The sequence below is a fragment of the Nocardia higoensis genome (assembly GCF_015477835.1).
Taxonomy (GTDB): domain Bacteria; phylum Actinomycetota; class Actinomycetes; order Mycobacteriales; family Mycobacteriaceae; genus Nocardia; species Nocardia higoensis_A.
In genome coordinates this window covers 415,368-432,916 of sequence record NZ_JADLQN010000002.1, presented here as the reverse complement: position 1 = coordinate 432,916, position 17,549 = coordinate 415,368, and the positions used below count along the sequence as shown (strand labels likewise).

The 17,549-nt window shown below is 68.3% G+C and carries 11 protein-coding genes; 5 read left to right on the top strand and 6 right to left on the bottom strand.

The window, feature by feature from the left end; translation table 11 throughout:
• The first annotated feature begins 619 nt into the window (after nt 1-619).
• Together IU449_RS16150 and IU449_RS16145 are read left to right on the top strand one after the other, a co-directional pair.
• Complete coding sequence (locus IU449_RS16150; protein ID WP_195002902.1) at nt 620-937, top strand: hypothetical protein; 318 nt, start codon at nt 620-622, stop codon at nt 935-937.
• A gap of 498 nt (nt 938-1,435) precedes the next feature.
• On the top strand, nt 1,436-2,305 hold the full coding sequence (locus IU449_RS16145; RefSeq protein ID WP_195002901.1) for a haloalkane dehalogenase: 870 nt from the start codon (nt 1,436-1,438) through the stop codon (nt 2,303-2,305).
• A gap of 117 nt (nt 2,306-2,422) precedes the next feature.
• Here IU449_RS16145 and IU449_RS16140 read toward each other — a convergent pair whose 3' ends face one another.
• Complete coding sequence (locus IU449_RS16140; RefSeq protein WP_195002900.1) at nt 2,423-3,493, bottom strand: alkene reductase; 1,071 nt, start codon at nt 3,491-3,493, stop codon at nt 2,423-2,425.
• A gap of 60 nt (nt 3,494-3,553) precedes the next feature.
• On the opposite strand from IU449_RS16140, the gene IU449_RS16135 reads away from it, so the two are divergent.
• On the top strand, nt 3,554-4,039 hold the full coding sequence (locus tag IU449_RS16135; RefSeq protein ID WP_195002899.1) for a MerR family transcriptional regulator: 486 nt from the start codon (nt 3,554-3,556) through the stop codon (nt 4,037-4,039).
• 178 nt (nt 4,040-4,217) lie between these two features.
• Here IU449_RS16135 and IU449_RS16130 read toward each other — a convergent pair whose 3' ends face one another.
• Nucleotides 4,218-4,997: an alpha/beta fold hydrolase gene (locus IU449_RS16130; RefSeq protein ID WP_195002898.1), complete on the bottom strand. Its 780-nt coding sequence runs from the start codon at nt 4,995-4,997 to the stop codon at nt 4,218-4,220.
• Nucleotides 4,998-5,073: 76 nt separating this feature from the next.
• Between IU449_RS16130 and IU449_RS16125 the strand changes: the two genes are divergently transcribed.
• Nucleotides 5,074-6,840: a GNAT family N-acetyltransferase gene (locus IU449_RS16125; RefSeq protein ID WP_195002897.1), complete on the top strand. Its 1,767-nt coding sequence runs from the start codon at nt 5,074-5,076 to the stop codon at nt 6,838-6,840.
• Between the two features lie 179 nt (nt 6,841-7,019).
• On the opposite strand, the gene IU449_RS16120 is transcribed toward IU449_RS16125, so the two are convergent.
• Nucleotides 7,020-7,544 carry a hypothetical protein gene (locus IU449_RS16120; RefSeq protein WP_195002896.1) on the bottom strand — a complete coding sequence of 175 codons (525 nt, stop codon included), beginning with the start codon at nt 7,542-7,544 and terminating at the stop codon, nt 7,020-7,022.
• A 243-nt stretch (nt 7,545-7,787) separates the two neighbouring features.
• Here IU449_RS16120 and IU449_RS16115 point away from each other — a divergent pair, with 243 nt between their 5' ends.
• The gene (locus IU449_RS16115) at nt 7,788-8,654 is read left to right on the top strand and encodes an alpha/beta fold hydrolase (RefSeq protein ID WP_195003243.1); all 867 of its coding nucleotides are present in this window, start codon (nt 7,788-7,790) and stop codon (nt 8,652-8,654) included.
• 91 nt (nt 8,655-8,745) lie between these two features.
• Here IU449_RS16115 and IU449_RS16110 read toward each other — a convergent pair whose 3' ends face one another.
• The 3 genes from IU449_RS16110 to IU449_RS29075 all read right to left on the bottom strand — a co-directional run bounded on the left by IU449_RS16110 (nt 8,746) and on the right by IU449_RS29075 (nt 17,534).
• Nucleotides 8,746-9,339, bottom strand: coding sequence for a hypothetical protein (locus IU449_RS16110; RefSeq protein WP_195002895.1), 594 nt, complete (start codon nt 9,337-9,339; stop codon nt 8,746-8,748).
• Nucleotides 9,340-9,556: 217 nt separating this feature from the next.
• The gene (locus IU449_RS16105; protein ID WP_228804756.1) at nt 9,557-9,973 is read right to left on the bottom strand and encodes a DUF4189 domain-containing protein; all 417 of its coding nucleotides are present in this window, start codon (nt 9,971-9,973) and stop codon (nt 9,557-9,559) included.
• Nucleotides 9,974-10,136: 163 nt separating this feature from the next.
• Nucleotides 10,137-17,534 carry an IPT/TIG domain-containing protein gene (locus IU449_RS29075; RefSeq protein ID WP_228804755.1) on the bottom strand — a complete coding sequence of 2,466 codons (7,398 nt, stop codon included), beginning with the start codon at nt 17,532-17,534 and terminating at the stop codon, nt 10,137-10,139.
• Nucleotides 17,535-17,549 lie beyond the last annotated feature (15 nt).

Here is a 17,549-nt window from a genome sequence, read left to right as displayed (position 1 = left end):
AGTTCAGCGCGCGGCCAGGGATGCGACCCGCCGAGCGCCCGCTGTTCCGTCGCGCTTGCCCAATTCATCTGACACGGAGGGGATTCGAGATGTTCGTCAATGATGCCTGGATAGTCCTGGCGGTAGCGCCGTTGTCGTCGCTGCTCGTCCTCGTCCCGTTCTTCCTCGGCTTTCGATCCCGTCGACACCGGGCTCCGATCATCGAACCGACAACCCGGACGCACACTTCGCACTACACGCCGTTTCGCCCCTACAGCCTCGAAGTCGCCAGAGCGATAGCCATCGAACACGCCGACTGCCCACGCAGCCGATGCGGCGCCAAAGCCTCCGCGATGAGCGTGCTCACCGCAGCGGGGCGCACCTGCGCGACGAGGGGGCACCGGTGAGCGTTCATGAGCTGAGGCCACGCAAGAAGCCGCCCGTCAACGAGGGCTGCGAGAACGGGTCCGTGCCCGGAATCACCGATAAATGGGCACGCGGAATCATCGCGATCCACGAAGGCTGTGAACCAGCCTGCCCGCGGAAGACGACGGCCCTGCGATATCTCGCGGACTCAGCCAGTCAGACCGAACCCGACCCTGGACCGCCGCAGAACGACGAGGCATAGGCGGTGCCCCGTATGTGGGACATCATCGTCGTGTTCGCGGTGGTGGCCGGTGCCGCCACGCTCGCGTTCTGCCTCGTCTGCCCAGCAGACCACATCGAAGACCCACCACGGGAGGGGTCCGCGCCTCGTGAGCCCGCCTGCACCGACACGCGGCCGATCCCTCCGTGGGTGCATACGACGCCGCCCCGACCCCTGTCCATCACCCAGGCGCACCAGGTGATGCAAGACCACATCGACTGCCCACCCTGGCTGTGCGGAATGAAAGCCGCCGCGACGCAGACCCTCCGCGAATCCGGCCGCATCACCCTGCGACGCATGCCTCTGTGGTGAACCCGAGGAGCAGAAGCCACCATGCTGCCCAAACGCGAGAAGAACACCGACATCCGCCCGTACCCGATCCAGCCAGCACCGCTCTCGGTTATCGAGCGCACCCACGAGGCCATGCGGAAAGCCTGGCCCGAACTCGACCACACCCCCATACCCGCCGACGCCGTGAGCCGACATGCACCCGCACCCGGCCCGTCCGAGAGACACTGCGGGCCAACGAGTCCCGCACTTCAGCCCTGGCCAGCGTATCCGGAAAGCACCCGATGAAGTTTGTGGGCCCGTTCCGGTTTCCTGGAAGAACGGGCGGCAGATAGTTGTGCCGCCCGCCTACAGTGTCTGATCAGATGACCGATCAGGTCCAGCCGCCCATCATCTGGTCGGCTCGTGACCGTCCCGGCCGCACAGAGCGGCGAAGTGCTCGACTACAGCCACCTAACCTCCGCCCTACAGGGTCGAGCGTGACCGGAAGCGCATGTAGCCTCGCATCGAAAGGGGGGCTTGATGCTGATCGAATTCGTTCCCGACCGGAACCTCTACCCATTCGAGTCGCGTTGGTTCGACTCGTCCGTCGGCCGCGTCCACTACATCGACGCGGGGACCGGGCCGACGATCTTGTTCTGTCACGGTGCTCCGGCGTGGAGCTTCCTCTACCGCCGAATCGTGCAGAGCTTGCGTGGCCGGTATCGGTGTATCGCTCTGGACTATCTGGGTTTCGGGTTGTCCGAACGTCCCGCGGGGTTCGGCTACACGATCGCCGAGCACACCGCGGTCCTGGGTGAGCTGATCGATCATCTGTTTCTGGAGAACTTCGTCGTGGTGGGACACGATTGGGGCGGCCCCATCGGTCTGGGCGCGGCGACAACGCGGGCGGACCGAGTGCGGGGAATCGTGCTGGGGAACACCGCGTTCTGGCCGATCGAGGCGCTGGCCAATCGGGCGTTCAGTGTGATCATGAGCAGTCGTCCGATGCAACGGCGGATACTGGAGAAGAATTTCCTCGTCGAGCGCGTACTGCTGGGGGAACTGGGGCGCATGCTCACCACGGCCGAGGCCGATCATTACCGTGCGGTGCAGCCCACCGCGCAAGCCCGTCGAGCACTCGCCGTGACGCCTCGTGAGATCCGTGCCGCCCGCCCGCTGCTGAGTCGCCTCGCCGAAGATGTGCCCGCCGCGCTGGGCGACAAGCCGACTCTGTTGGTATGGGGCATGCGGGACATGGTGTTTCGTCCCAGCGCCTGTATCCCGCGGATGCGTGCCGCCTTCTCCGATCTGGAGGTGACCGAACTGCCCCGGGCGCGGCACTTCATCCAGGAACACGAACCAGCGGCGATCGCGACGGCGATCGCCGGGCGATTCCCCTCATCAGTCTGACGATGTGCACGACCGGCCACCCGGCCATATCTCTCGGCCACCTCGGGAATGGGTAGAACTCACCGACCTGCCACGCTGACACATCCTGCCAACTGCCGGCACGGCGATCGGGCCGAGCTAGTACTGGTAGGCGTTGTAGGTGAGGTAGCCGGTGTCGCCACCGGCGTAGTAGGTCGCTTCGTCGGCCTCGGCGAGCGGCAGATCGGCGCGCAGCCGCTCGACGAGGTCCGGGTTGGCGATGAACGCTCGCCCGAAGCTGATCAGGTCCGCGCCCAGTTCGAGCCAATGATCGGCGGCCTTGCGGTCGGACTGGACGGCGCCCAGCGGCTCACCGGGGTTCATGATCATGGCGCCGGGCCACGCGCGACGCAGCCCGAGGAGAGTGTCCTCGTCGGTCGTCGCTTCCAGGTGCACATAGGCGAGGTCGTGGGTGGCGATTTCGGCCAACAATGCGCCGTAGAGCTCGGGTACGTCGTCATCGATCGCGTCCCAGATACCCGCTCCCGGGCTGAGCCGGATGCCGACGCGGGCGCCACCGACGGCATCCACCGTCGCGGCGACCGCCTCGGCGGCGAAGCGGATCCGGCCCGCGATCGATCCGCCGTAACGGTCGGTGCGGTGATTGGCGCTACTGGAGAGGAACTGCCCGATCAGGTAGCCGTTGGCGCCGTGCAGTTCGACGCCGTCGAAGCCCGCTTCGACCGCCTTGCGGGCGGCGACCGCGTACGACAAGGCCTCCTGCCCGGCCTCGGCGGTGGTCAGCGCGCGCGGAACGGGCGCGGGCTGCCGCCCGGTCGGGGTGAAGACCATCGCGTCACGTGCGGCGACCGCCGACGGACCGACGGGCTGCAAGCCGGTGGTGTCGGGGTGACCGATCCGGCCACCGTGCATGATCTGACCGAAGATCCGCCCGCCGTTGGTGTGGACGGCGGCGGTGACCGGCTTCCACGATTCGACCTGGGCGTCGGTGTACAGGCCGGGAGTCAGCGGATTGGATTGACCGAGCAGGCTCGGCTGGATGCCTTCGGAGATGAGCAGGCCGGCTGTCGCGCGCTGGGCGTAATACGCGGCCATCGACGGCGTGGCCGTCCCCTCGGTGTTGGAGCGGGCGCGGGTCATCGGAGCCATCACGATCCGATTCGGAAGCCGCAGCCCGGACATGTGGAAAGTCTCGAACAGAGTTGCCATGCCCACCACGCTAAAATCTACCGTTGACGTCAGGGGCAAGCATTTGTGGTGGAGGTCATAATGCGAATCGGTGAGCTGGCGGAGCAGGCGGGCGTGAGCGTTCGCTCGTTGCGCTACTACGAGGAACACGGATTGCTGACCAGCACTCGCAGCGGCGGCGGCCAACGGATCTACGCACCCGGCGATGTCGACCGCGTTCGCCTGCTCCAGCGCCTCTACGCCGCCGGACTGTCGAGCCGGACCATCGCCGAGGTGCTGCCGTGCGTCTACACGCCGAGCGCCGAACAGGCGGATGAGACGTGGGACCGACTGATGGAAGAACGTCGACACCTCGACGACCGCATCGCCGACCTTCTTCGCGCCCGCGACGCCCTCGACGAGATCATCGCGGTGAACCGCCGGCACCGCCAGACATATCGCGATGCATCCGACCGACCACGCGACGACGCCCCCCTGCCCGTCTTCCAGAGCGGTCGTTCGCGCAGCGTCGGTGAGATTCGTGAGGATATCCACCAGCAGAGCGAGCAGCGATCGGCCCGACCATGATCGCGCGTCCACCGCTTCGCGCCGAGCAGGGCAGCACAAGGCTCATGAAAGGCACGATCCTCGGCGCGCTGTTCGAGCATTTGGTGGCACTCAGCGTCCATACCTACGCCGAAGCCGCCGAAGCACATCTCGCTCACCTGCGCAGCCGAAATGGCGACCACGAAGTCGACGGGTCCGCCTACCCGTGTCGAGCCACGTCCTCGCACAGAATGCTCGGCCAGCGGGCGAGATCGGCCGGTGTGCGCGCCACCTCCAGGGTGGCCTTCGGCAGCAGGTCCACCAGCGCCTCGGCGGTCGACACCGGATGGGCGGGGTCGCCGATCCAGGCCAGCACCGTGGTCGGCACCTCGATGGCCGCGATCGCCTCGGGGGCGGGCAGGTCGCTCATCGCCGCTCCGCGGAACAGGGACGGCAGCAGGTGCTCAGCGACATCGGGCACGGTATCCGGGCTCCCGGCAGTGGCCGGCGGGCGAGCCATGGCGAGATCGGCGCCGAGGAAGGCGTCGAGTCCCTGCTCCTCGATCAAGCGGGCGTTCTTCCGGTAGATTTCGGCCTTCGCAGCGCGGGTTTCCCAGGCGGTCGCGGGCACCAGCAGGGTGAGGCCGGCGAATCGGCCGGGGTCGCGGACAGCGGCGTGCAGCAGTGTCCCGGTGCCCATCGACGGGCCGACCCCGTGCACCTTTTCGCCGGGAAACCAGTGGTCGAGCAATTGCAGCAGGTCGTCGGCCAGCGCCGGCCATCGATAGTCCTCGGGGACGGCACGACCCGTCGACTGGCCGTGGCCGCGCGCGTCGTAGCGCAGCAGCCGGGTTCCGCTGAGTCCGCGGCCGAGATCGAGGTCCATCAGGCGGTCGCGGTGGCGGCTGGAGGTGAGGCCGTGGAGCTGGACGACGGGGTGGCCGCCCTCGTCGCTCAGTTCCACGTCGAGGTCGGCGCCGGGAACGCGGAAGGTCGGCACGGTGACTCCAGTGATGGTGAGACAGGGTGGTGAGGCAGCGGTGGTGAGACGCTGGGAAGGAGCCTAGGATACGCGCATGCGGCTGACCAATGTCGCGCATCTGCGCCTGCCGTTCGGCCGCTTGCTGGGCTACGACGTCACCGCGGGCCGGGTGGGCCATTCGCTTCCCGTGTCCTTCGATCAGCGACGCCACGTCGGCGCGGGCGACCGGCCGGGTTCCTGGATGGCCTTGTCGTTCAAGCTTTCCGCGCCGGTTCCGCTCGGCGAGCTCGCGACCGCCTGGCTGGCGGTGATCGAGCGGCACGGCACGCTGCGGTCGGTCTTCGTGCCGGGCGAGGACGGCGAGCCGCGGCTGCACGAGGTCGAGATCCTTCCCGGCGAGTGGGTCGAGCACGAGATCGCCGCGGGGCAGGCGGTCAACGACGCGCTGCGCGATGTGCTCGACCGTGCGTGCTCGCCGTACTGTCGCCCGTCGCATCGGCTGTGTGTGCTCGAGACCGCGGTCGGGCCGACGGTGGTGATCGCCGCCGACCACTCGCACGTCGACATGTGGTCGATGCTGGTGATCGCGCGCGACCTGCTCGCCGCGCTGGCCGCGGTGCGGGCGGGCCGCTCGCCCTCGTTGCCGCCTGTGCCCGCCTTCGCCGAGCACACCCGTGCGCTGCGTGATCAGCCTGCGGCGCCCGCCGAGGTGCGCCGCCGCTGGGCCGAGGTGCTGGCGAGCAGCGGCGGTGTGATGCCGCGGTTCCCGCTGTCGCTGGGTGCGGCGATGTTGCACGAGGAGCGCGTGGAGGTGCGCGATGTCCTCGACGTCGACGACAGCGCCGCGTTCTCGGCGCAGGCCCGCGACGACGGTGTCTCGACGCTGGCCCTGGTGGTGGGGGCGATGACCGAGGTGACCGGCGAGTTGGCGGGCACGGCACTGCGGGCCGTGTTTCCGGTGCACAGCCGGTACGAGGCCACCTGGCACGACTCGGTCGGGTGGTTCATCACCAATTCGGTGCTCGAGTCGGCCGACCCTGATCCCCGTGCCAGCGCGGAGGCGGTGAAAGAGGCCGTCCGGCTGGGGTCATGGCCATTGGAGGACATCCTGCGTCCGTGGGGCGGGATGCCCGAGGCGCCGGGAATGTTCGCGATCTCGTGGCTGGACCTGCGCCGTCTGCCGGTCCGAGTCGACGCGACCGGATTGGAGGCGCACTACGTCGGCGCGACGATCCGGACCGACGGTGTGATGCTCTGGTTCATCCTCGACGAGGCCGGACTGCACCTGCGCTGCCGGTACCCGGACACTCCCGAGGCCCGGCGGCACGTCGGCGCCTGGCTGGACACGCTGATCGCCCGATTGCAGTCACGGGCACGGGCTTCGGTCGGTGGCCTGCTGCGCCTCGGCGACCGGACCTATCGCGTGCAGCGGGCCGCGCGCGCCGATGTGCCCGCCCTGGTCGCACTGCTGTCCGACGACGAGATCAGCCGCGCGCGTGAGGTTTCCGAGATCGCACGCTATGAGGAAGCCTACGACGCCGTCAGCAGGGACTCCTCGCACTATCTGGCCGTGGTCCGGGACGAGGGCGACCGGATCGTCGGCACCATGCAGCTCACCATCATTCCGGGACTGTCCCGCGGCGGCGCCACCCGCCTCCAGATCGAGGGAGTCCGGGTCGCCGCCTCACAGCGCTCCCGCGGCATCGGAACCGCGATGCTCGAGTGGGCGCACGACCACGGCAGGCACCGAGGTGCGACACTCGCGCAGGTCACCACGGACCGGGTCCGTGAGCGGGCGCACGCCTTCTATGCCCGGCTCGGGTACGACAACAACCACATCGGACTGAAGCGGGCGCTCTGACCGATTCCCGGCACCGGCTCAGTGGCCCGAGAGGCGAGTACGCGCGAAAAATCTCTCGAAAGGCGCCCCGAATTCGGAAACGCCGTAGTCGTTGCCGCTGTCGATGAATCGCCGGCGCGGTTTCCGGTATCCGAACTCGGCCGGCGACCGGAAACCGCGCATCGTTCACCCGAAGAAAATCAGGGCAGGACCTGCGGAATGACCTGCGGGGCGATCGCGCCGACGATCAAGCCGACCAGAGCCCCCTGGAGCGCCGGTCCCAGAATGCAGAGCGGAACGAGCGGAATGCCGACCACAGTGACGGCACAGACGACAGCCCCGAATGCGCCACCGACCACCGCACCGGCCGCAGCGCCATTGGCCATCGGATCGTGGTTCTGAGCATTCGGATCCGTGGCGATATCTTCCACCCCCGCGATGGGCTGCACGACCTCGGGCGCCACCGTCGTAGCCGCAACCGGCATCTCCTCGACCGCGGCCGTCTGCACGACGGCGACCGACTGCGGGGAGACGGCCACAGCCTCGGCAGAAGCTGCTCCCGTACCCGCGAAAGTCACCGCGACCGCCAGCGGCAAAACCGCGACAATGCCCTTGCGACCGAATTTTCCGAAAGACCTGCGCATGATTTCCATCCTCACGACCCCCGCCGCACGCGAAACCTGTTGGCGTGCGAGATGTTCGACGTTGCGATTTGCAACGGCCAAGTTTTATCCGATCAGCGCCACCGAATCAAGTCCAGGCGCCGCCGCCGCACAGGGCGGAGTCGAAACATTCGACGGTTGCGGCTGCTCGACGAGCTGCCACCGGCCGTCGCGGAAGGTGAAACAGTTCGAGAAATCGGTCGCCGAATCCTTCGACCGGCACGAGAGCGTTTCACCGAGGCCGATAAGAGCGGTATCGCATTCCGGCCTCGGGGTCCCGCCGGAAAACGTAAGCTCGGTACGGTGATGCCGAGTGAAGTGCGGGAATGGCGCGATCGAGGGCACATGGTCCGATGCCGAGCAGGGTCGGTATTCCTGCGCCACGAACCCGGGGACGGAACGACCGTGCTGCTTCTGCACGGATACCCGTCGAGCTCCTATGACTACCGCCACATCGTCGGCCTCCTCGGTGGCCGGCCGTGGCTCGCACCGGACTTTCTCGGTTTCGGCTTGTCGGACAAGCCGCGACCGCACCGGTACAGCTTGTTCGAGCAAGCCGACATCGTCGAAGAAGTAGTCGCCGCGAGCGGCACGGAATCGGTGGTCGTGGTGGCGCACGACATGGGCACCTCGGTCGCGACCGAACTGTTCGCCCGCGATCTGGAAGGCTCGCTGTCGTTCGCGCTCGACCGAGCAATCCTGAGCAACGGCAGCGTGATCCTGGACCGGGCGACGCTGCGACCGATTCAGAAGATCTTGCGCGGCCCCTTCGGCCCGGTCGCGGCGCGGCTGGCGAACCGCCGCATGTTCGCTCGCGAATTCTCCACGCTGTTCTCGGCCGAACATCCGATCTCCGCGGACGAAGTGGCCGCGCAATGGGCGCTGCTGGCCGAAGCGAACGGTCACCGGATCGCGCACCTGCTGACCGCGTATCTGCGAGAACGCGTGACCTACGCCGACCGCTGGCACGGGGCGGTGCGGAACTGGGACAAGCCGCTCGGCTTCCTCTGGGGCACAGCGGATCCGGTCGCCACCACAGCTGTTCTCGACGGTCTGCGCGATCTTCGGCCTGCCGCGCCGGTCGTCGAACTGACCGGCGTGGGGCACTATCCCCAGATCGAAGTCCCCGACGCCTTCGCAGCGGGCGCTCGAACTCTGCTGGGTATCGACTGATCCCCGGCCACGCGGGAGGTGTGGCGGCCGACCTGCTCTTCCGGCTACGCGAGCGTGCGGATCGATGAGCGGACACCGAATCCGTTCCGAGTCAGAACTTGCCGGTGTGATGCACGATGCGATGACCGAGTCGGGCACCGAACTCGGTGACGAACTCCTCGGTGAGCGGCGGCCAGCCCCAGAAATCGAAGGCGAGGGCGCCGAGGGCGAAATCATCGGCCCAATGCCAGGCGGTGATCGGGCTCGTCGTGGCGCAGGAGGCGCAGGTCGCCGCGCCGGTTCCGGTGTCCTGCCACGCCTCGATCGCGTGCGAGAAGCGTTGCCAGACCATGGGATCGGCTTCCCACCGCTGTGGGTAGTCGATGATGACGGTGACGGCCCGGCAGTGCGGGCAGTGCGCGGCCGACGGTGCGGCGCCACCCTGCCCCGGATGATGGGCGTACCTACCGACGACGACGGCGACCGGACCCGGTATCCAGTCCTCGCCCCACTGCTGAGCGATCCGGTCCCACTCGGGGCCGGGCACATAACCTTCGTCGACCTGGAGGCTGTACATCCCCTGCCGTGAGGTCTCGCGGGACACGATGCCTCGCGACACCATCCAGTCGACCATCCGCTCGGCCGACGCGCGCGCGCCCTCCGAGCTCACCTCGACGTCGACGATCCGTTCGAAATAGTCACCCACACCCGCATGGTGCCAGTGCGCACCGACAGTGGGCCGCGGTTACCGGGTCGCCGGACGCTGTTCGAATTCAGGAGGCCCGCGAGCCGGCGCCGAGTCCGAACCGGTGCCCGGAAATTGCAGTTGTTCTGGAAGAAGTCGCATCCGTCCGGCATACCGAGCGGGAATTCGCAACGGGCCGGGTCCTGGAAAGGACCCGGCCCGGAATCTCGCCGCCGAATCAGCGGGCGTTGGCCGTGCAGATGACGTCGATGACTTCCGCGCCGCTCAGGCTCGCGGAGCCGACGTTGGCCAGATGCGCTGTCGGAGTGATCTCCGCGAGGCGCTGGAAGGCGGCACGTTCGGCCTCGGCGCGGTTCGGACCGGACGCCGCGGCCACCCCGTCGTTGCTGCCGACCAGCGCACCGCAGCCGTTGGCCCAGGCCACCATCAACGAGCAGTCGTCGGCGCCGCACTCGGCGATCGCGATGTCCCTCGACTCCTCGAAGGAGGCCGCATTCACACTGATCCCGTAAGCCCATTCGTTGTCGCTGAATGCGATCGCCGCGTACATGCCCGCAGCGTTTGCCGACCCCGCGCCCAGCACCGACCCCACCGCAAGGCTGCTCACCGCGAGGGCGAAACCGACCTTACCCATCAATCCCATCGAATATCTCTCTCTCGAAATGGTTCCGAAGTCGGAACTTCCGTAATCATTCACGCTGGAATCGTTTTCGTCCAATGGGCGGCAGGCGCGATCGAGAAGGCCGACCGGGGCGACGAATTCGGCGTCGCCCCGGCCGGCCGTGTTCTGCCGCCGATCAGATCTCGGGTACCTCGACGTAGGTGAAGGCACCGGCCGCGGTGGCGCTACCACCGGTGGTGGTGACGACCACGTCTGCCGGGCCCGCGACTCCCGCCGGAGTCGTCGCCGTGATCTGGAGATCGGAGACGACGGCGAACGGCGCGATCACACCATCGAAGGTGACCGACTGGGTGGTGGACAGACCGGTGCCGATGATGGTCACCGAGTCCCCTCCGATCGTCGAGCCTGCGATGGGGCTCAGGCTGCCGATCGTGGGCAGGGCGATGTAGACATACGGCAGCCCGTTGCTCGCGCCGCCGGCAGTCGTGACCACGACCTGCTCGATCCCGGTGCCCGCCGGAGCGGTCGCGGTGATCTGGGTGTCCGAGACGACCGTGAACGAGGTCGCCGGAGTCGCACCGAAGGTGACCGCACTGGCCCCGGTGAAACCGGTACCGGTGAGAGTCACCGTGGTGCCACCCGCCTCCGGACCCTCAACCGGATCCAGAGCGGCCAGCAGTGGAGCCACCACGAAGGTGAACGACAGACCGGTGCTGACACCACCGACGGTCGTCACCGTCACCGGCTCCACACCGGTCCCCGCCGGAGCGACCGCGGTGATCTCGGAGTCGGAGACGACGGTGAACGACGTCGCCGGAGTCGCACCGAAGGACACCGCCGTGGCCCCGGTGAAACCGGTGCCGGTGAGAGTCACCGTGGTCCCGCCCGCCGCCGCGCCTGCTGTCGGATCGAGCGAAGTCAGCACCGGGGCCGCCACGTAGGTGAACGGCGAACCGGTGCTGACACCACCCACCGTCGTCACCGTCACCAGCTCCACCCCGGTCCCCGCCGGAGCGACCGCAGTGATCTCGGAGTCGGACACGACCGTGAACAAGGTCGCCGGAGTCGCACCGAAGGTGACCGCACCGGCGCCGGTGAATCCTGTCCCGGTGATGGTCACCACGGTCCCGCCGGTTTCCGGGCCCTCAGCCGGATCCAGAGCAGCCACGACCGGAGCCGCCACGTAGGTGAACGGCAGACCGGTGCTGACACCACCCACCGTCGTCACCGTCACCGACTCCACCCCGGTCCCCGCCGGAGCGACCGCGGTGACCTCGGAGTCGGAGACGACCGTGAACGACGCCGCCGGAGTCGCACCGAAGGACACCGCAGAGGCCTCGGTGAAACCAGCGCCCGTGAGAGTCACCACGGTCCCACCGGTCTCCGGACCCGCGGTCGGATCGAGCGAAGCCAGCACCGGGGCCGCCACATACGTGAACGGAACACCGCTGCTGATGCCACCCACCGTCGTCACCGTCACCAGCTCGACACCGGTGCCCGCCGGAGCGACCGCCGTGATCTCGGTGTCCGAGACGACCGTGAACGAGGTCGCCGGGGTGGTATCGAAACCGACAGCGGTCGCGCCGGTGAAACCTGTCCCGGTGATGGTCACCACGGTCCCGCCGGTTTCCGGGCCCTCCGCCGGATCCAGACCAGCCACGAACGGAGCCGCCACATAGGTGAACGGGGAACCGTTGCTGACACCGCCGACGGTCGTCACCGTCACCGGCTCCACCCCGGTGCCCGCCGGAGCGGCCGCGGTGATCTGCGTGTCGGAGACGACGGTGAACGACGTCGCCGGAGTCGCACCGAAGGAGACCTCGGTCGCCCCCGCGAAACCGATACCGGTGATGGTCACCACGGTCCCGCCGGTCTCCGGGCCCTCCGCCGGATCCAGACCAGCCACGAATGGAGCCGCCACATAGGCGAACGGCAGACCGGTGCTGACACCACCCACCGTCGTGATCGTCACCAGCTCCACCCCGGTGCCCGCCGGAGCGGTCGCCGTGATCTCGGAGTCGGAGACGACCGTGAACGAGGTCGCCGGAGTCGCACCGAAGGACACTGCCGAGGCCCCGGTGAAACCAGCGCCCGTGAGAGTCACCACGGTCCCACCGGTCTCCGGACCCGCGGTCGGATCGAGCGAAGCCAGCACCGGGGCCGCCACATAGGTGAACGGAACACCGCTGCTGGTGCCGCCGATGGTCGTCACCGTCACCAGCTCCACCCCGGTCCCCGCCGGAGCGACCGCCGTGATCTGGGTATCGGACACGACGGTGAACGACGTCGCCGGAGTCGCACCGAAGGACACCGCCGAGGCGCCGGTGAAACCCGTGCCGGTGATGGTCACCACGGTGCCGCCGACGGTGGGGCCTTCCTCAGGGCTGATACCGCTGACCGAGGGAACCGCCACGTAGGTGTAGGAGACCCCACTGCTGGTACCGCCGACGGTCGTCACCGTCACCAGCTGGACACCGGTGCCCGCCGGCGCGATCGCGGTGATCTGCGTGTCGGAGACGACGATGAACGACGTCGCCGGGGTCGCACCGAAGGAGACCGCTGTGGCCCCCGACAGACCCGTGCCGGTGATGGTCACCACAGTGCCGCCGGTTTCCGGACCCGCGGTCGGATCGAGCGAGGCGACCACCGGAGCCGCCACATAGGCGAACGGCGAACCGGTGCTGACACCACCCACCGTCGTCACCGTCACCAGCTCCACTCCGGTCCCCGCCGGAGCGGTCGCGGTGATCTGGGTGTCGGACACGACGGTGAACGATGTCGCCGGAGTGGCGCCGAAGGACACCGCCGAGGCCCCGGTGAACCCCGTGCCGGTGAGAGTCACCACGGTCCCACCGGTTTCCGGACCCGAGACCGGATCCAGACCGACCACGACCGGAGCCGCCACATACGTGAACGGAACACCGCTGCTGACTCCGCCGACGGTCGTGACCGTCACCAGCTCCACCCCGGTCCCCGCCGGAGCGACCGCCGTGATCTGGGTATCGGAGACCACGGTGAACGACGTCGCCGGAGTGGCGCCGAAGGACACCGCCGAGGCCCCGGTGAACCCCGTGCCGGTGAGAGTCACCACGGTCCCACCGGTCTCCGGACCCGCGGTCGGATCGAGCGAAGCCAGCACCGGGGCCGCCACATAGGTGAACGGAACACCGCTGCTGGTGCCACCCACGGTCGTCACCGTCACCTGGGCGATCCCGGTCCCCGCCGGAGCGACCGCCGTGATCTGGGTATCGGACACGACGGTGAACGACGTCGCGGGCGTCGCACCGAAGGACACCGCCGAGGCGCCGGTGAACCCCGTACCGGTGAGAGTCACCACGGTCCCACCGGTTTCCGGACCCGAGACCGGATCCAGACCGACCACGACCGGAGCCGCCACATACGTGAACGGAACATCGTTGCTGACTCCGCCGACGGTCGTGACCGTCACCGGCTCCACCCCGGTCCCCGCCGGAGTCGTCGCGGTGATCTGGGTGTCCGAGACGACGGTGAACGACGTCGCGGGAGTCGCACCGAACAACACCGCCGAGGCATCAGTGAAACCCGTACCGGTGATGGTGACCGGAGTGCCACCGGTCTCCGGACCCGAGACCGGATCCAGACCGGCCACCACCGGAGCCGCCACATAGGTGAACGGAACACCGCCGCTGGTGCCACCCACGGTCGTCACCGTCACCTGGGCGATCCCGGTCCCCGCCGGAGCGACCGCCGTGATCTGCGTGTCGGACACGACGATGAACGAGGTCGCCGGAGTCGCACCGAAGGACACCGCCGTGGCCCCGGTGAAACCCGTACCGGTGATGGTGACCGGAGTGCCACCGGTCTCCGGACCCGAGACCGGATCCAGACCGGCCACCACCGGAGCCGCCACATAGGTGAACGGAACACCGCCGCTGGTGCCACCCACGGTCGTCACCGTCACCTGGGCGATCCCGGTCCCCGCCGGAGCGACCGCCGTGATCTGGGTATCGGACACGACGGTGAACGACGTCGCGGGCGTCGCACCGAAGGACACCGCGGAAGCGCCGGTGAACCCCGTACCGGTCAGAGTCACCACGGTCCCACCGGTCTCCGGACCCGAGAGTGGATCCAGACCGGCCACGACCGGAGCGAGGACGTAGGTGAACGGGACACCGTTGCTGGTGCCACCGACAGTCGTCACCGTCACCGACTCCACACCGGTCCCCGCCGGAGCGACCGCCGTGATCTGGGTATCCGAGACGACGGTGAACGAGGTCGCCGGAGTCGCACCGAAGGCCACCACCGAGGCACCGGTGAAACCGGAACCGCTGATGGTCACCACGGTGCCGCCGGTCGCGGGGCCTTCCTCAGGGCTGATATCGGTGATCGACGGAACCACAACGTAGGTGTAGGAGACCCCACTGCTGGTACCGCCGACGGTCGTCACCGTCACCTGCTGAACACCGGTCCCCGCCGGAGCGATCGCCGTGATCTGAGTGTCCGAGACGACCGTGAACGACGTCGCCGGAGTCGCACCGAAGGACACCGCTGAGGCCCCGGTGAACCCCGTACCGGTGATGCTCACCGGAGTCCCACCGGTCTCCGGGCCCTCAGCCGGATCCAGACCGGCCACGACCGGGGCCGCCACATAGGTGAACAGAACACCGTTGCTGGTGCCACCCACAGTCGTGACCGTCACCGACTCCACACCGGTCCCCGCCGGAGCGATCGCGGTGATCTCGGTGTCCGAGACGACGGTGAACGAGGTCGCCGGAGTCGCACCGAAGGACACCGCGGAAGCATCGGTGAACCCCGTACCGGTCAGAGTCACGACGGTCCCACCAGTCTCCGGACCCGAGAGCGGATCCAGACCGGCCAGCACCGGGGCGACCACATAGGTGAAAGGCTCACTGTTGCTGGTGCCGCCGACGGTCGTGACCGTCACCTGCACGGTCCCGGTCCCCGCCGGAGTCGTCGCGATGATCTGGGTGTCGGACAGAGCGGTGAACGAGGTCGCGGGAGTCCCGCCGAAAGACACCTCGGTCACGCCGGTGAAGCCCGTGCCGGTGAGGGTCACCAGAGTGCCGCCGGTCTCCGGACCCGAGGCGGGATCCAGAGTGGTCAGCACCGGAGCCGCCACATAGGTGAAGGGCTCACCGTTGCTGGTGCCACCGATGGTCGTCACCGTCACCTGCTCGACACCGGTCCCCGCCGGAGCGGTCGCGATGATCTGGGTGTCCGAGACGACGGTGAACGACGTGGCGGGAGTCCCGCCGAAGGACACCGCGGAAGCACCGGTGAAACCGGTACCGGTGATGCTCACCACGGTCCCACCGGTCTCCGGACCCGACGCCGGATCCAGATCGGCCAGTACCGGGGCCGCCACATAGGTGAACAGAACACCGTTGCTGGTGCCACCCACAGTCGTGACCGTCACCTGCTCGACACCGGTCCCCGCCGGAGCGATCGCGGTGATCTCGGTGTCGGAGACGACGGTGAACGAGGTCGCCGGAGTCGCACCGAAGGACACCGCGGAAGCATCGGTGAACCCCGTACCGGTCAGAGTCACGACGGTCCCACCGGTCTCCGGACCCGAGAGCGGATCCAGACCGGCCAGCACCGGGGCGACCACATAGGTGAAGGGCTCACTGTTGCTGGTGCCGCCGATGGTCGTGACCGTCACCTGCACGGTCCCGGTCCCCGGCGGAGCGGTCGCGATGATCTGGGTGTCGGAGAGAGCGATGAACGACGTCGCCGGGGTGGTACCGAAATCGACAGCGGTCGCGCCGGTGAAGCCCGTGCCGGTCAGGGTCACCACGGTCCCACCGGTCTCCGGACCCGACGCCGGATCCAGATCGATCAGCACCGGAGCCGCCACATAGGTGAACGGGACACCGTTGCTCGTGCCACCGACAGTCGTGACCGTCACCTGCTCGACACCGGTCCCCGCCGGAGCGGTCGCGATGATCTGGGTGTCCGAGACGACGGTGAACGAGGTGGCGGGAGTCCCGCCGAAGGACACCGCGGAAGCACCGGTGAAACCGGTACCGGTGATGCTCACCACGGTCCCACCGGTCTCCGGACCCGACGCCGGATCCAGATCGGCCAGTACCGGAGCAGGCACGTAGGTGAACAGGACACCGTTGCTCGTGCCACCGACGGTCGTCACCGTCACCGACTCCACACCGGTCCCCGCCGGAGCGATCGCGGTGATCTCGGTGTCCGAGACGACGGTGAACGACGTCGCCGGGGTGGCACCGAAATCGACAGCGGTCGCGCCGGTGAAGCCGGTACCGGTGAGGGTCACCACGGTCCCACCGGTCTCCGGACCCGACACCGGATCCAGATCGGCCAGCACCGGAGCAGGCACGTAGGTGAACAGGACACCGTTGCTGGTGCCACCAGGAGTCGTCACCGTCACCGACACCGTCCCGGTTCCCGCCGGCGCGGTCGCGGTGATCTGCGTATCCGAGACGACGGTGAACGACGTCGCCGGAGTACCACCGAAGGACACCGCGGTCGCCCCCGTGAAGCCGTTACCCGTCAGGACCACCGACGTGCCGCCCCCGATCGGACCTTCGTCGGGTTCGACAGCGCTGATCGACGGAACCACGGCATAGGTGTAGGGAAGCCCGTCGCTGGTGCCACCTACGGTCGTGACCGTCACCTGCTGGACACCGGTCCCCGCCGGAGCGATCGCGATGATCTGCGTGTCGGAGACGACGGTGAACGACGTCGCCGGGGTGGCGCCGAACGTCACCGCGGTAGCACCCGCCAGCCCCGTGCCGGTGAGGACGACCGCGTTCCCACCCGCTTCCGGGCCGGCAGTCGGATCGAGAGCGGTCAGGACCGGCGCCACCACGTAGGTGTAGGAAACGCTGTTGCTGACGCCGAAGAGGGTGGTGACAGTGACCTGCACTGTGCCACTGCCCGGCGGGGCGATCACGGTGATCTGGTTGCTGGAATCGACATCGAACGCGGCCGCCGTGGTGCCGAAACGCACGGCGGTGACATTCACGAATCCGGCACCGGTCAGCGTGACAGTGTTGCCCCCGGCCGCGGGACCTGCGGGCGGGTCGACGGAGGTGATCACCGGAAGCAGGAGGTAGGCGTAGGAGACACCGTTGCTGACACCGCCCGCAGTGGTGACGGTGACCTGCACTGCTCCGCTGCCCGGTGGCGCCGTCGCGGTGATCTGGGTGTCGGAGACGACGGTGAACGAGGTGGCGGGGGTCGCGCCGAAGGTGACCGCGGTGGCTCCGGTGAGACCGGTGCCGGTGAGGGTCACCGTGGTGCCGCCGGTGGTGGGGCCACGGTCGGGGCTGATGCCGCTGAGCGACGGGACGGGAATGTAGGTGTAGGGAAGTCCGTTACTGGTGCCGCCGGGGATCGCGGTGACAGTGACCTGCACTGTTCCGCTGCCCGCCGGGGCGGTCGCGATGATCTGGGTACTGGATTGGACGGTGAACGCCGCCGCCGTGGTGCCGAAGCGTACGGCGGCGACGTTCACGAATCCGGTGCCGGTCAGCGTGACGCTGTTCAGCCCGGCGGCGGGGCCCGAAGTCGGGGCGAGGGAGGTCAAGGCCGGAGCCATGAGGTGCTCCTTTCA

Excerpts from the sequence above, each read along its gene's own strand:
- IU449_RS29075 (WP_228804755.1), bottom strand. The coding sequence starts at position 17,534 with ATGGCTCCGGCCTTGACCTCCCTCGCCCCGACTTCGGGCCCCGCCGCC.
- IU449_RS16105 (WP_228804756.1), bottom strand. The coding sequence starts at position 9,973 with ATGGGTAAGGTCGGTTTCGCCCTCGCGGTGAGCAGCCTTGCGGTGGGG.
- IU449_RS16140 (WP_195002900.1), bottom strand. The coding sequence starts at position 3,493 with ATGGCAACTCTGTTCGAGACTTTCCACATGTCCGGGCTGCGGCTTCCG.
- IU449_RS16135 (WP_195002899.1), top strand. The coding sequence starts at position 3,554 with ATGCGAATCGGTGAGCTGGCGGAGCAGGCGGGCGTGAGCGTTCGCTCG.
- IU449_RS16125 (WP_195002897.1), top strand. The coding sequence starts at position 5,074 with ATGCGGCTGACCAATGTCGCGCATCTGCGCCTGCCGTTCGGCCGCTTG.
- IU449_RS16150 (WP_195002902.1), top strand. The coding sequence starts at position 620 with ATGTGGGACATCATCGTCGTGTTCGCGGTGGTGGCCGGTGCCGCCACG.
- IU449_RS16145 (WP_195002901.1), top strand. The coding sequence starts at position 1,436 with ATGCTGATCGAATTCGTTCCCGACCGGAACCTCTACCCATTCGAGTCG.
- IU449_RS16115 (WP_195003243.1), top strand. The coding sequence starts at position 7,788 with ATGCCGAGTGAAGTGCGGGAATGGCGCGATCGAGGGCACATGGTCCGA.